This is a genomic window from Mesorhizobium sp. B2-4-2, from assembly GCF_006442845.1.
Lineage (GTDB): Bacteria > Pseudomonadota > Alphaproteobacteria > Rhizobiales > Rhizobiaceae > Mesorhizobium.
In genome coordinates, this window is the sequence record NZ_VFVM01000015.1 from 72,207 (window position 1) to 86,206 (window position 14,000).

Genomic DNA, 14,000 nt, shown 5'->3' on the forward strand with positions numbered 1-14,000 from the left:
GACGATGCAAGACTTGGCTGGGGAGGGCGCGAAATTTTCAAGGCGAAGGCGAAGGCGAAGGCGTCGACGTCGCGAAGCGTCACGGCAGGCGGATGGGTGCGGCGCAAAGGATCGCCGTGTCAGCTTTCGGTCGTTGCCTTTTCCACCGCCGGCTCGGTTTTCTCGTCTGCGCGTGCGGCGGTGATCGGTGTTTCCACCGGCTTGCGCCAGGTCTGGACGAAGGCTTTGATCCGGTCGGCGATCTCGCCGGCGCTGAGGAAGACCGGTACCCGCGCCACGGGCGCGGTCGGTTCGAAGGAGAGGCCCAGGCCTGTGATCCTGCCCTTGTCGTCGACGTCGCGCACGATCAGCTCGATCGGGCCGATCAGCACGCGGTCGGCATATTCGGCATGGCCGCCGAGCCGCGCCGTGACCAGGGCGCCGACGGTGAGCTTCTGTTCCGCCTCGCTCAGGCCCGGCGCGTATGCGGCTTCCAGTTCGGCAGCGGAACGCGCCGGATCGACGGCGAAGGCGCCGAAGAAATCGGCGTCCTCGGGGTCGACGACGGCGCGGCTGGCGAACAGCTTGTCGAGCAGGCGTGGATAGCGGTCCGGCACGAAGATGTAGACCTGGTCGCCGGCGGCAAGCCTGCCCATGTCCTGGAAACGCATCGAGCGTCCGTCGCGCAACACCAGCGAGGGCCGCGCCCAGCGAGGGATGCGCTCGCCGCGCGCCACCGGGCTGCCCGGCGCGACGCGGTAGGCGAGGAGTTCGTGATGGGCCGAGCCCGGCAGTTCGAGCTCGACCTTGTCCAGAGGTCCGAGCCGCGCCGGCACGATCAGGCCGAGACGGCGCGCCAGCGGACCAACGGTCCAGCCCTGGATGACGAGTGACACCAGGACGATGATGAAGGCGGCGTTGAAGATGGTGCGGCCATTCTCCAGCCCGCCGAGCAAGGGAGTGATGGCAAGCAGGATCGAGACGGCGCCGCGCAGGCCGACCCAGGAAACAAACGCGACTTCGGGGCGCGGCAGACGAAACGGGACCAGGCAAAGCCAGACCGCGATCGGCCGGGCGACGAACATCAGGAACAGGCCAAGCAGCACCGCCGGCACCATGATCGCCGGGAATTGCGAGGGCGTCGCGAACAGGCCGAGGATCAGGAACATGATGATCTGCGCCAGCCAGGACATGCCGTCCTGGAAGCGCTTGAGGATGGTGACGGCGCGGATGTCGGAATTACCCGCGATGAGACCGGCAAGATAGACCGCCAGGAAACCGGAGCCGCCGATGGCGCCGGCGGCGGCGAAGACCATCAGCGATAGGGTCAGCACGAAGATCGGCAGCAGGCCATGGTCGAGATTGAGCCGGTCGACGAGGCGCACGATGGCGAGGCCCCCCAGCACGCCGACAATGGCGCCCAGGCCCATGTTAATGAGGAAGCCGAGGACGAGGTTGGTGACCAGGACATTGGCCTCGGGGTCGGCATGGGCGGCTATGATCTCGACCAGGGTGATGGTCAGGAAGATGGCGATCGGATCGTTGGTGCCGGACTCCACCTCCAGCGTGGAGCGCACGCGCTCGCGCAGATTGATCTCGCCGGCGCGCAAAAGGAAGAACACGGCGGCCGCGTCGGTGGAGGCGACGGCGGCACCGAGCAGGAAGGATTCCAGCCAGGTGAGATCGAGCATATAGTAGGCGGCGGCGCCGAACAGGCCAGTGGTGAGGATCACGCCGAATGTGGCCAGAGACAGCGCCGGCCCGGCTGCCTGCCGCAAGGCATTGAGAGGCGTGCCGAAGCCGGAATCGAACAGGATCACCGCCAGCGCCAGTGAGCCGGCAAAATAGGCGATGCGGGCGTTGTCGAACTCGATGCCGAGGCCATCGGTCCCGGTGGCGAGCCCGATGCAGAGAAACAGAAGCAGCAGCGGTGCGCCGAAGCGGAAGGCGATCAGGCTCGAAAACGCGGCGACGACGACAAGCGCGGTGCCCACCAGCGTGACGAGATAGATCGCATGCTCCATCCGTGACTTGTCCCCTGCCTCTTCTCTCGATTCAAGGAAGAGTGGGGCGAAGGCATGGCCGGCGCAAGGCGGGAGAGCGGTTTTTTGGGCCGAAGCCCCACAACTTCGTCGTCCTTGGGCTTAGCAGGAGCGAAGCGACGCGTTGCCGAGCACTCCGACGAAAACGCCCGGACGAAACCGGGCGTTTCAAGTCTCTGGAAGATGGGCCCGCGATCAGGCGATGGTCTTGCCGAAGGCGACCGCGGTATCGCCCATGCGATTGGAGAAGCCCCATTCATTGTCGTACCAGGACAGCACCGAAACGAAGTTGCCGTCCATCACCTTGGTCTGGTCGAGCGCCACGATCGAGGAGTGCGGGTCGTGGTTGAAGTCGATCGACACGTTCGGATGATGGGTAACCGACAGGATGCCCTTGAGCTTGCCATTGGAGGCGGCGATCACAGCCTCGTTGATCTCCTGCGCCGACGTCGAGCGCTTGGCGATGAACTTGAAGTCGACGAGCGAGACGTTCGGCGTCGGCACGCGGATCGAGATGCCGTCGAGCTTGCCCTTGAGCTCGGGCAGCACCAGGCCGATGGCCTTGGCGGCACCGGTCGAGGTCGGGATCTGCGAGAGTGCCGCGGCGCGGGCGCGGTAGAGATCCTTGTGCATGGTGTCCAGCGTCGGCTGGTCGCCGGTGTAGGAATGGATCGTCGTCATCATGCCCTTTTCGATGCCGACCGTCTCGTGCAGGACTGCGGCCAGCGGCGCCAGGCAATTGGTGGTGCAGGACGCGTTCGAGATGACGATGTGGTCCTTGTTCAGCTTGTCGTGATTGATGCCGTAGACGACGGTGAGGTCGGCGCCTTCACCGGGCGCCGAAACGAGGACGCGCTTGGCGCCGGCGGTCAGGTGTGCGGCTGCCTTGTCGCGGGCGGTGAAGATGCCGGTGCATTCGAGCGCGATGTCGACGCCGAGCTCCTTCCACGGCAGCTGGGTCGGATCCTTGATCGCGGTGACCTTGAACGTCTCCTTGCCGACGGTGATCTGGTCGCCGGAAACCGATACTTCGTGCGGGAAGCGGCCGTGTACGCTGTCGTAGCGCAGGAGGTGGGCGTTGGTTTCAACCGGGCCGAGGTCGTTGACGGCGACGACGTCGATGTCCTTGCGGCCGGATTCATGGATGGCGCGCAGGATGTTGCGGCCGATGCGGCCGAATCCGTTGATGGCAACTCTGACGGTCATTTTTCTCTCCTTGGGAGCTGGAGGGCAGACGATTGGTCCGCAGCTTCATAGCGGCGGAAGCGGAAAGAATCCAGCCGCGGCGACGTGGATTTAAATCGATTAGGTCAGGCCAGTCCGGCGGAACCGCTGTACGCGGTTTCGCCGAGCGTTCTTGTTTCATACATGTCGCTGTCCCAAAATCGAGATACACTTTTGGGCAACAAGCACGGCCTTACTTGCCATGCAGGCGGGCTTCCGCCGCCTTGGCGGCCGCCTCGGCGGTGATGCCGAAATGCGGATAGAGCTGCTCGATCGTTCCCGAGGCGCCGAAGCCGGTCATGCCGATGAAGATGCCATCGGAGCCGATGAGGTGATCCCAGCCCTGGCGGATGCCGGCTTCGATCGCCATCTTCACCTTCGCATTGCCGATCGTCTTGCGGCGGTAGTCCTCGCTCTGCTTATCGAAAAGTTCGAAGCAAGGAACCGAAACGACGCGGGTCGGATGGCCGTGCTTCTCCAGGAGGTCGCGGGCGCCGAGCGCGATCTCGACTTCCGAACCCGTGGCGAAGATCGTCACCGCGGCTTCGCCGCTGGCGGCGGCGAGCTCATAGGCGCCCTGGCTGCTCAGGTTCTTCTCTGTGAATTCGGTGCGCACGGTCGGCAGGTTCTGTCGGGTCAGCGCCAGCGTTGACGGCGTCTTTTCCAATTCAAGGGCCAACTGCCAGCATTCGGCGGTCTCGACCGCGTCCGCCGGACGGAACACGTTGTGGTTCGGGATGGCGCGCAGTGCCGCCACATGCTCGACCGGCTGATGGGTCGGGCCGTCTTCGCCGAGACCGATGGAATCATGGGTCATGACGAAGATCGAGCGGATGCCCATCAGCGAGGCCAGCCGCATCGAGGGGCGGGCGTAGTCGGAGAAGCACAGGAAAGTGCCGCCATAGGCGATCAGGCCGCCATGCAGCGTCAGCCCGTTGATGGCGGCAGCCATGCCGTGTTCGCGGATGCCGTAGTGGACATAGCGCTGGCCGTAGTCGTCCGGGGTGATGTTCTTGGTCTGGCTGGTCTTGGTGTTGTTGGAGCCGGTGAGATCGGCCGAGCCGCCGATGGTTTCGGGCACGGCGCCGTTGATGACTTCCAGCGCCATTTCGGAAGATTTGCGGGTGGCGACCTTCGGCTTGTCGGCGGAGAGCTTCTTTTTGTAGTCGGCAATGACGGCGTCGAAGTTGGACGGCAGCTTGCCGGCAACGCGGCGCTCGAACTCTGCCCTGAGCTTGGCGTCGGCCTTGGCGAGGCGACCTTCCCAGTCGGCGCGCGCCTCGGCGCCGGCCGTGCCGGCCGTGCGCCAGGCATCGAAGATGTCGGCTGGAACCTCGAAGGGGGGTGACTCCCAGTTGAAGAACTTGCGCGCGCCTGCGATCTCGTCGGCGCCGAGGGGCGAGCCGTGCGCCTTGTTGGTGCCGGCCTTGGTCGGGGCGCCGAAGCCGATGGTCGTCTTGCAGGCGATCATCGTCGGCTTGTCGGAATGGCGGGCGGCTTCGATCGCATAGGCGATGGCTTCCGGATCCGTGCCGTCGATGTGGCTGGCGTTCCAACCGGAAGCCTGGAAGCGCGCGACCTGGTCGGTATTGTCAGCCAGCGACACCGGGCCGTCGATCGAGATGTTGTTGTTGTCCCAGAACACGATCAGCTTGTTGAGCTTGAGGTGCCCGGCAAGCGCGATCGCCTCCTGGGAGACACCTTCCATCAGGCAGCCGTCGCCGGCCAGCACATAGGTGTAGTGGCTGACGAGGTCGTTGCCGAAGGCGGCGTTCATGATGCGCTCGCCGAGCGCGAACCCGACAGAATTGGCAAGGCCCTGGCCGAGCGGGCCGGTGGTCGTTTCGATGCCGGCGGCGTGGCCATATTCGGGATGGCCGGCGGTTTTCGAGCCCAACTGGCGGAAGTGCTTGATCTGGTCGATCGTCATGTCTTCGTAGCCGGTCAGGTAGAGCAGCGAGTAGAGCAGCATCGAGCCATGGCCGGCCGACAGGATGAAGCGGTCGCGGTCGGCCCAATGCGGCGCCTTGGCGTCGAATTTCAGGAAACGGGTGAACAGCACCGTGGCAATGTCGGCGCAGCCCATGGGCAGGCCGGGATGGCCGGAGTTCGCCTTCTCGACCGCGTCCATGGAGAGAAAGCGGATCGCATTGGCCATCCGGTCATGTTGTTCACGCGACGTCATGGTTCCTCCGGGGTGGGGTTTGGGGCCTTGGGAGAGCCCTTGAAAAGCGTGCGCGACACATAGCAGGCGCGCACTTTTAGTCAACAAACCGGTGCGCATTTGCCGGCCTTGTGATGCCGCGGGCAGGCCTATATTAGCGTTAGCAGGGGACAGTCGCGAGAGCTTTGTTGACGTCGCCTTCACCCGGTGCCTAATGTTTCAGAGATAACGCGTTCTGAACGCGAGCGATTCGGTGATGGGCAGGGCACAGGACGAGGCCATGACCGGGGAAACGACACTCAAGGAAGTCATCGCAAGGCTGGGCAAGGCCATGGAAGGCCTGGAAAACGCCGTCGCGGCCAAGCTCGAGCATGAGCGCGATTATTCGGAAGCCGAGGCCGAGGTGCAGCGGATGAATGCCGACCGCTCGCGGCTGGCGCAGGAGCTCGACAGTTCCGAGGCGCGCGCCGAGCGGCTGGAGGATGCCAACAAGGAAGTGTCGCGACGACTGGTGACCGCCATGGAAACCATCCGCGCTGTGTTGGATAGGTAGGCTGATGGCACAGGTCACGGTTTCCATCGACGGCAAGCAGTATCGGATGGCCTGCGACGAAGGCCAGGAAGAGCATCTGATCGATCTCGCCGAGCGTTTCGACCGCTACGTCTCGCATCTGAAGGATTCATTCGGCGAGATCGGCGACCAGCGGCTGACGGTCATGGCCGGCATCATGGTCATGGATGAACTCTCGGAGCTGCAGAAGCGCGTCAAGGGCATGGAAAGCGAAGTGCTGACCTTGCGCAAGACCCGCGACGAGGCGCTGACCAAGGCCGACAAGAGCGACAGCGTGCTGACCAACGCGCTTGGCGCGCTGGCGCAGCGCATGGAAGATCTTGCGGCGACGCTGGCCGTCAACAAGGCATAAGCGGTCTCCTCGGAAATTCCTGCCGAACTTGGCGGCAAGAAGAGAAATTTTTTCGCGGGCGCGACGGGCGCCTGTGGCTTTAGGCATTTGTGGGTTGCCGCCGAGGTGTTAAAAAGATTTGAGCGCTCGCCAGCCGTTGCCGGCAACATTTCAAGGGTAGGGAAACAACATGAGCCTTCGCATCAACGATATCGCCCCGGATTTCACCGCCGAGACCACGCAAGGACCGATCAGCTTTCACCAGTGGATCGGTGACGGCTGGGCGGTGCTGTTCAGCCACCCGAAGAATTTCACTCCCGTCTGCACGACCGAGTTGGGCACGATGGCGGGGCTCGAGGGCGAGTTCAAGAAGCGCAACGTCAAGATTATCGGCATTTCGGTCGATCCGGTCGAAAGCCACGGCAAATGGCAGGACGACATCAAGACGGCCACCGGTCATTCGGTGAACTATCCGCTGATCGGCGACAAGGATCTCAAGGTCGCCAAGCTCTACGACATGCTGCCTGCTGGTGCAGGCGAGACGTCGGAGGGCCGCACGCCCGCCGACAATGCCACCGTGCGTTCGGTCTATGTCATCGGGCCCGACAAGAAGATCAAGCTGGTGCTGACCTATCCGATGACCACGGGCCGCAACTTCGACGAGATCCTGCGCGCGGTCGATTCCATGCAGCTGACCGCCAAGCACCAGGTGGCGACGCCGGCGAACTGGAAGCAGGGCGAGGACGTCATCATCACCGCGGCGGTTTCCAACGAGGACGCCATCAAGCGCTTCGGCGCCTACGAGACCATCCTGCCCTATCTCAGGAAGACCAAGCAGCCTTCCGCGTAAAGCGGCTCTCCGGTTCACGGAAACGGCGAACCATCTCTTTGTTTTTGCGCAATTCCTTGGGCAAAGCGCCACGCGCTTTCCGGGGAACCGCTTGGAATTGCTCCAGTTGCCTGGCCGGCATTTTTCGACTTCCGTCGCTTTTCTGGCAAGGCGTGCTTGACGGCAGGGCCCCGCTAGACAAGCATGCTCTTATGTTGCTCTGGCAGAGAAAATCATTCCCGTCTGGCTAACGGAGGGGACGTCGGATTGGACATAGGTTCGGCAAAGCCTGAGGTCACCGGTTTCCACGACAAGTCGACCGGCGCCATCCAGTATGTCGTCGCCGACCGGGTGACGAAGCGGTGTGCCATAATCGATCCGGTCCTCGACTTCGACGAGAAGTCCGGCGCAGTTTCGACAGCCAATGCCGATGCGCTGCTGGATTTCGTCAGGGCGGAGGGACTGAGCGTCGAATGGATTCTCGACACCCATCCGCATGCCGATCATTTCTCGGCCGCGCAGTACCTGAAGCAAAGGACCGCGGCGCCGACGGCGATCGGCGAGAGGATCGTCGAGGTCCAGAAATTGTGGAAGGCGATCTACAACTGGCCGGATTTCCCCGCCGACGGCTCGCAGTGGGACCGGCTGTTCGGCGACGGCGAGGTTTTTCGGGTGGGAACGCTTCCAGCAAGGGTGCTTTTCTCGCCCGGGCACACGCTGGCGTCGATCACCTATGTGATCGGGGATGCAGCCTTTGTTCACGACACGCTGTTCATGCCCGACAGCGGCACGGCAAGAACGGATTTTCCCGGCGGCAGCGCCGCGCGCCTGTGGCACTCGATCCAGGGCATTCTGGCCCTGCCGGAGGACACGCGCGTCTTTGTCGGCCATGATTATCAGCCCGGCGGGCGCCAGGCGTTATGGGAGAGCACGGTTGCCGCGCAGAAAGCCGACAACATACATCTTGCCGCCGCGCGCGGCGAGGCCGAATTCGTTGCCCTGCGCGAGGCGCGCGACCGGACATTGCCGATGCCGAGGCTGATCCTGCATGCGCTGCAGGTCAACATGAATGGCGGACGCCTGCCGGAACCGGAAGCCAATGGCCGACGGTATCTGAAATTTCCGCTGGATGGGCTTTGAAGCAATCACGCCACCCGCTGCGGTATACGAAAAAGGCGGCGCCAGTCTCCTGACGCCGCCTTTTTATCTTGTTGCCGATGCCGGCTTTAAGCCGCCGGCTGCGCCTCGATGGTACGCAGCGCCTGGGTCTGGCGCTTGGCGGCGGCCTTGACCGCATCCTGTACCTTCTCGAAAGCGCGCACTTCGATCTGGCGCACGCGCTCGCGGCTGATGTCGAACTCAGCCGACAGTTCTTCCAGGGTCAGCGGCTCATCAGCGAGGCGGCGCGCCTCGAAGATGCGCCGTTCGCGTTCGTTGAGCACCGCAAGAGCACCCGACAGCATGCCGCGCCGGTTTTCCAGCTCGTCCTGCTCGATCAGCATCTCTTCCTGGCTTTCGTGGTCGTCGACCAGCCAGTCCTGCCATTCGCCGGACTCGCCTTCCGTCGCCCGGATCGGCGCGTTGAGTGAGGCGTCGCCCGACAGGCGGCGGTTCATCGACACGACTTCCGCTTCCGAGACGTTCAGCCTCGTGGCGATTTCGGCGATCTGGTCGGGCTTGAGGTCGCCGTCGTCAAGCGCCTGGATCTTGCCCTTCACCTTGCGCAGGTTGAAGAACAGACGCTTCTGGTTGGCGGTCGTGCCCATCTTGACCAGGCTCCACGAGCGCAGGATGTATTCCTGGATCGAGGCCTTGATCCACCACATGGCGTAGGTCGCGAGGCGGAAGCCACGCTCTGGCTCGAATTTCTTGACGGCCTGCATCAGGCCGACATTGCCTTCCGAGATCACTTCGCCAATCGGCAGGCCGTAGCCGCGATAGCCCATGGCGATCTTGGCGACGAGCCGCAAATGGCTGGTGACGAGCTTGTGCGCTGCGGAAGTGTCCTCATGCTCGGCATAACGCTTGGCGAGCATGTACTCTTCCTGCGGCTGAAGCATCGGAAAGCGGCGGATCTCTTCCAGGTAGCGGCTGAGGCCGCCTTCGCCGGAAACGATACTGGGTAGTGACTGGGCCATGATAGCGCCCCCTCTCTATTGGAGTGATGCCCCCGAAACGCGGCGGGCATGTGACGCGAGCACCAAAGGCTCGCTCGCGACATCAGATATATACAGGAACAAAACCAGAAAAGACAGGCATTTGTTCAACACGAAACAGTGTGTCACGCTGAAGTGAACAACGCCAGTCAGGTTTTTTGATGGTTGATTTGAAGCTTGCCGGGCGGCGGATTCAGAGACTGCGAAAGCCGCCGACGAGTTCCTCCATGTCCCTCGGTATCGGTGCCTCGAACCTCATCGATAGATGGGTAGTCGGATGGCGAAATTCAAGGAGCCAGGCGTGCAAAGCTTGCCGGGAGAAGGCCTTGACCTGGCTTCTCAGCGGTTCGGGCAACCGGTTGGCCTTGGTGCGAAAGGCTTGGCCGTAATCGGGATCACCGAGCACCGGATGACCGATATGGGCCATGTGGACGCGGATCTGATGGGTGCGGCCGGTCTCCAGGCGACATTCGACCAGACTTGCGGTCGCGAATTCCTTTTGGTTTTCGCCGAAGCGCTCCTGCACCGCAAAATGGGTGACGGCGCGGCGGGCATCGTCGCGTGCTTCGGGTACTACGGCGCGACGCACACGGTCGGCGGCGCGGCCGAGTGGGGCATCCACCGTTCCGGCCGGCCGCTGCGGTATGCCCCAGACCAGCGCCAGGTAGGCGCGCTCGAGATCGCCTGTCAGGCCGTGATCGGCAAAGGCCTCCGAAAGCGCCTTGTGGGCGCGGTCGGTCTTGGCCACGACCATGACGCCGCTGGTTTGCTTGTCGAGGCGATGAACGATGCCCGGCCGGCGCACGCCGCCGATGCCGGACAGGCTGTCGCCGCAATGATGGATCAGCGCATTGACCAGCGTGCCGGTCCAATTGCCGGCGCCGGGATGGACGACAAGCCCGGCGGGTTTGTTGATGACGATCAGTTCGTCATCTTCATAGAGGATATCGAGGGCGATGTTTTCCCCCTGTGGCTCCGCCGGTTCCGGCTCCGGCATGGCGACCGAGACAGTTTCGCCCGGCGACATCTTGCGCTTGGTCTCGACAACGGCCTTGCCGTCGACCAAGACCGCGCCCTGCCTGATCAGCATCTGCACGCGGCTGCGCGACATGTCCGGGCCGAGCCTGCCTGCCAGCCACTGATCGAGGCGTTGGCCGGCATCGTCGGCGCCGGCCACGAGCACGATCGGTTCTGCCTGCATGAATTGGTCCTCTATCAATCCGGGGGCCTCTTCGTTATGAGCGCTCATCGAGAATCGTTCCGGAATGTTTGCCATGGCCCGCCCCGCCGCCGACGAAGACGCCGTTGTTGAAGGCGGGGAAAAGCCGCTCAACCCCGAGATCGAAAAGGTGCGCGGCAGGCTCATCCGCTTCATGGCCATCAATCTCGGCCTGCTCTTGCTGGCCCTTATGGTGGTGATCGCGGCGATTGTCTACAAATCACGCAAGGCAGCGCCGGTGAGCCCGCCGCTGGCCGGCGACATCCAGGTGCCCGCCGGCGAACCGCTCAGCGGAGACATCGTGCTGCCGGTCGGCGCCAGGGTGGTCAGCCAGTCGCTATCCGGCAATCGCGTCTCGATCGACGCCGAACTTGTCGATGGCAGCCGCACGATCTTCGTCTACGATATGGGCGAGCGGCGCATAATCGGCCGCTTCGCAATCCGCAACAAATGAAGCCCGGCGCGCAATGACCGGCTTTGCCGAAAACCGTCATATCGCCACCGTTGCGCTGGTCGTCGACAGCTATGACGAAGCAATCGACTGGTATGTCGAGCGAATGGGCTTTGTGCTCCTGGAGAATGTGGACCTTGGCGGCGGCAAGCGCTGGGTGACGGTCGCGCCGGCCAGCGGGCGCGGCGCGCGGCTGCTTCTGGCCCAGGCCTCCGACGAGGCACAAAGGAAGAGCATCGGCAACCAGACCGGCGGGCGGGTTTTTCTCTTCCTGGAAACCGACGACTTTGCCCGCGATCATGCGGCGATGGTGGCGAAGGGCGTCGAATTTCGCGAGCCACCGCGCTTGGAGCCCTACGGCACGGTGGCGGTTTTCGCCGATCTCCACGGCAATCTATGGGACCTGATCGAGCCAAAACGCTAGCAGCAGCCAGCTTTTTCTTGATCCCGGGAAAGCCGGCGGACCCCAGTTGCTTTTTCTCCGCCGCCAGCCTATATCGCCGGTTCTTGAACGCGCCCATCGTCTAGCGGTCAGGACACCGCCCTCTCACGGCGGGAACAGGGGTTCGATTCCCCTTGGGCGTACCAAGAAGGCGACGGCTCAGCCGTTGATGATCCCTCCAGCGTCAAACAATGTTCAAGGCCTCCGCGGAAGCTTCGTCATATGCGCGCATATGACCGCATGGAGCGCTGGCAAAAGCCGGGCTCGGAGCTATGGCATGGCGGCTTCGATTAACGTTTCGTTTACCTATAATCTGTCTATTGGAGACAATTCACCCGCGACCACGGATGTACTGGCGCTGCGGTGAAAACAAAGGTCGGCCCACTGCCGGCCTTTTGTTTTTTGGCCGGCCGCTGCGGGCGGGGCTGCCTCCAATGCTTTCGGCAAGAGCTTTCGCCAAAGCATATTGCCCTTGCCATCTCCAGCCCTACCATCAATCCTGACGATCGCACGTGGGCGGCCGGAAGGGTCGACGGTGGAGGATTGCAATGAAAAGAACCGCTGGAATGCTCCTGATTAGCGGCGCATTGGCGATTGGCGCCACCTGCCCATCGGCTGCCGCCCAGCTCAACACGATGGACGAAGTCGGCACGGCGATCCAGGCATGCTGGACGCCGCCGGTGGATGCCGGAAATTCCATCGTCACGCTGAGCTTCAGCTTCAAGCGCGACGGCACGCTGCTTGGTCCGCCACGGCCGACCGCCGCCAAGGTGGCCGGCGACGACAAGGCGCGAAAGTCGTTCATCGACGCCGCAATGACCGCGGTGAAGAATTGCACGCCGCTCAGCCTTTCGCCGCAACTGGCGCAAGGGATTGCCGGCAACGTGTTCACCTTGCAATTCGTATCTCCCAAGATCGGCCAATAGCTGTTTTCCGCAACTCTCCGCGCAGGGCGCGCCGCGGCTTAATGCGCTAGAGCCGTTCGGCGTTCGGATCGCCGATCCCGCTTCAATTTTTTACGCAATCCTGACGGAAAACGTCTGCCAGCCAGCCGCTCAGGTAGCGACTACCACCAAACCATCTCGCCCAGCACCGCCTTCACCGGTCAGTGGCTGGTACGCCGCGCCTCGGCGTGCCGCGCCAGGTCGGGTGTCTCGAAGACGTAGTCGTTCCAAGCCGATTCCGGGATTTGCCCGGCCAGATAGCATTCCAGCAGCAGGTTTTGCTCGGCGCTCAGGGGCCTCGGATCAAGTCCCAGGGAATGAAAAAGATTTCTTGTCAGTTCCGATACCGTGACCTGGATCGACATCTGCGTTCTCCTTCGCGCTTCAACGCGAAAGGCCGGGCAAAGGTTTCAGGGCCCGTTTCCGGTAACGCCGGAGTGATTCGGCAGGCCTGCCAGCCGTCGGTCCGGCTGCATTGTTTTGCAGTTCGTCTCAACCTTGAAATAAAAATGCAATATTGAATTCACAGAGGTTCTTCTATTAAACTAAAGACAAGTCTCTCAATGCATGGAGACTAGAAAGATTAGATAAAACTCATTTAGCGAAAGCTTACCGAAGTCGAAAGAGTTGTCATTCCAGGTTCTCAGCAACAAGGACCGCGTCCTTCCGATGATCCGTTTCTGGTCCCCCATGATGATCGCGTTCGTCACCCTGACCGTGCTCGCGCTCGGCATGTCCAGTTCTTATGCCGACAGTTGCAGTGCAATAAGAAATCAGTTGTCTTCGGCCGGCCGTGGCGGCGGCACGAGCCCCGAGCTTGCCCAGTTGCACCGCCAGCTTGCCGCGATCCAAGGCATCGAGAGGCAGCGCAAGTGTACGGCGAAAAATTCCCTCGGTGGTTTCTTCAACGCATGCGCCGATCTTGCCAGGAACAGGAGCGAGGTGCAGCGCCAGATCGCTGCGGCCTCTAATTCAGGCCGGGACATGTCGGGGCTGCGGGCACGCTTTGTCGCGCTTGGCTGCGCGCCAGCGGCAAAGCGCGCGGCGGCGAAGACCCAATCGGTGTCTGCGGCGGCGCCAGCGGCGAGGGCAACGGGCGCCGGCAACGCGATGCTGTTCTGCGTGCGCCTTTCGGATGGATATTTCTTCCCAGCACCCAAGTCGCAGTTCGCCGGCAGCGACGATGTGAAGGATATGGCCGATCAATGCCGCTACATCTGCGACGAGCCGGGCGTCGACCTCTATACGCTCAGCGACGTCAGCCTCGAAACCGAAAAGATGGTCTCTCTCGACACGCGCAAGCCCTACACCGATCTGCCGACCGCATTCCGCTACCGCGACGACGTCAATTTCAAGGCATGTGACCTAAAACGCTACTACAGCAGGGTCGCCGAATTGAGGGCCCGAACGGTAACGCCCACAAACATGACCAATGCCATCATCCCCTTGCCGTCGGCCAAGCCGGACCTCGGCAGCGTCGCGGCAATTCCCGCGGCGGACGCCGAAGCCTCCGGGGCGGCCCAGCATCAGTCGATAGAGGCCGGCAAGCGGCCGGTGAGAATAGTCGGCCCGGCCTTCTTCCCAGCCGAATGATTATCCGCCCCGGGGGTAGGCGCCGGTTTCCCAGCCAATGTCAGTTTTGGGTGGC

The 14,000-nt window shown here is 62.8% G+C and carries 14 protein-coding genes and 1 tRNA gene; 9 read left to right on the forward strand and 6 right to left on the reverse strand.

Annotated features, from left to right (window positions below):
* Positions 1-119: 119 nt before the first annotated feature.
* From FJ942_RS25540 to tkt, 3 genes are all read right to left on the reverse strand, one after another.
* The gene (locus FJ942_RS25540) at positions 120-2,003 is read right to left on the reverse strand and encodes a potassium/proton antiporter (protein ID WP_140517876.1); all 1,884 of its coding nucleotides are present in this window, start codon (positions 2,001-2,003) and stop codon (positions 120-122) included.
* A 213-nt stretch (positions 2,004-2,216) separates the two neighbouring features.
* Positions 2,217-3,227, reverse strand: a complete 1,011-nt coding sequence (gap, locus tag FJ942_RS25545) for a type I glyceraldehyde-3-phosphate dehydrogenase (RefSeq protein ID WP_140500546.1) — start codon at positions 3,225-3,227, stop codon at positions 2,217-2,219.
* Between the two features lie 211 nt (positions 3,228-3,438).
* Positions 3,439-5,430: a transketolase gene (gene tkt / locus FJ942_RS25550; RefSeq protein ID WP_140899346.1), complete on the reverse strand. Its 1,992-nt coding sequence runs from the start codon at positions 5,428-5,430 to the stop codon at positions 3,439-3,441.
* A gap of 259 nt (positions 5,431-5,689) precedes the next feature.
* Between tkt and FJ942_RS25555 the strand changes: the two genes are divergently transcribed.
* The 4 genes from FJ942_RS25555 to FJ942_RS25570 all read left to right on the forward strand — a co-directional run bounded on the left by FJ942_RS25555 (position 5,690) and on the right by FJ942_RS25570 (position 8,280).
* Positions 5,690-5,962 (forward strand): DUF4164 domain-containing protein, encoded by a 273-nt coding sequence (locus tag FJ942_RS25555; RefSeq protein WP_140500550.1) that lies wholly within the window; start codon positions 5,690-5,692, stop codon positions 5,960-5,962.
* Positions 5,963-5,966: 4 nt separating this feature from the next.
* Entirely contained in the window at positions 5,967-6,332 is a 366-nt protein-coding gene (locus FJ942_RS25560) for a cell division protein ZapA (protein WP_140500552.1), read from the forward strand.
* Positions 6,333-6,501: 169 nt separating this feature from the next.
* Positions 6,502-7,161, forward strand: a complete 660-nt coding sequence (locus FJ942_RS25565; RefSeq protein WP_140500553.1) for a peroxiredoxin — start codon at positions 6,502-6,504, stop codon at positions 7,159-7,161.
* Positions 7,162-7,407: 246 nt separating this feature from the next.
* Positions 7,408-8,280: an MBL fold metallo-hydrolase gene (locus FJ942_RS25570; RefSeq protein WP_140899349.1), complete on the forward strand. Its 873-nt coding sequence runs from the start codon at positions 7,408-7,410 to the stop codon at positions 8,278-8,280.
* Positions 8,281-8,366: 86 nt separating this feature from the next.
* Here FJ942_RS25570 and rpoH read toward each other — a convergent pair whose 3' ends face one another.
* Positions 8,367-9,278 (reverse strand): RNA polymerase sigma factor RpoH, encoded by a 912-nt coding sequence (rpoH, locus tag FJ942_RS25575; RefSeq protein WP_027023478.1) that lies wholly within the window; start codon positions 9,276-9,278, stop codon positions 8,367-8,369.
* Between the two features lie 211 nt (positions 9,279-9,489).
* Positions 9,490-10,545 (reverse strand): RluA family pseudouridine synthase, encoded by a 1,056-nt coding sequence (locus tag FJ942_RS25580; RefSeq protein ID WP_140899351.1) that lies wholly within the window; start codon positions 10,543-10,545, stop codon positions 9,490-9,492.
* A gap of 25 nt (positions 10,546-10,570) precedes the next feature.
* Between FJ942_RS25580 and FJ942_RS25585 the strand changes: the two genes are divergently transcribed.
* From FJ942_RS25585 to FJ942_RS25600, 4 genes are all read left to right on the forward strand, one after another.
* On the forward strand, positions 10,571-10,969 hold the full coding sequence (locus FJ942_RS25585) for a fimbrial protein (protein ID WP_140500558.1): 399 nt from the start codon (positions 10,571-10,573) through the stop codon (positions 10,967-10,969).
* A 13-nt stretch (positions 10,970-10,982) separates the two neighbouring features.
* The gene (locus FJ942_RS25590; RefSeq protein WP_140899353.1) at positions 10,983-11,390 is read left to right on the forward strand and encodes a VOC family protein; all 408 of its coding nucleotides are present in this window, start codon (positions 10,983-10,985) and stop codon (positions 11,388-11,390) included.
* An 89-nt stretch (positions 11,391-11,479) separates the two neighbouring features.
* Positions 11,480-11,554: transfer RNA gene (locus FJ942_RS25595), tRNA-Glu, on the forward strand.
* 402 nt (positions 11,555-11,956) lie between these two features.
* Entirely contained in the window at positions 11,957-12,334 is a 378-nt protein-coding gene (locus FJ942_RS25600; protein ID WP_140899356.1) for a hypothetical protein, read from the forward strand.
* A gap of 179 nt (positions 12,335-12,513) precedes the next feature.
* Here FJ942_RS25600 and FJ942_RS25605 read toward each other — a convergent pair whose 3' ends face one another.
* Complete coding sequence (locus FJ942_RS25605; RefSeq protein ID WP_140500562.1) at positions 12,514-12,717, reverse strand: hypothetical protein; 204 nt, start codon at positions 12,715-12,717, stop codon at positions 12,514-12,516.
* A 304-nt stretch (positions 12,718-13,021) separates the two neighbouring features.
* On the opposite strand from FJ942_RS25605, the gene FJ942_RS25610 reads away from it, so the two are divergent.
* On the forward strand, positions 13,022-13,945 hold the full coding sequence (locus FJ942_RS25610) for a DUF2865 domain-containing protein (RefSeq protein WP_140525468.1): 924 nt from the start codon (positions 13,022-13,024) through the stop codon (positions 13,943-13,945).
* The last annotated feature ends 55 nt before the right edge of the window (positions 13,946-14,000 follow it).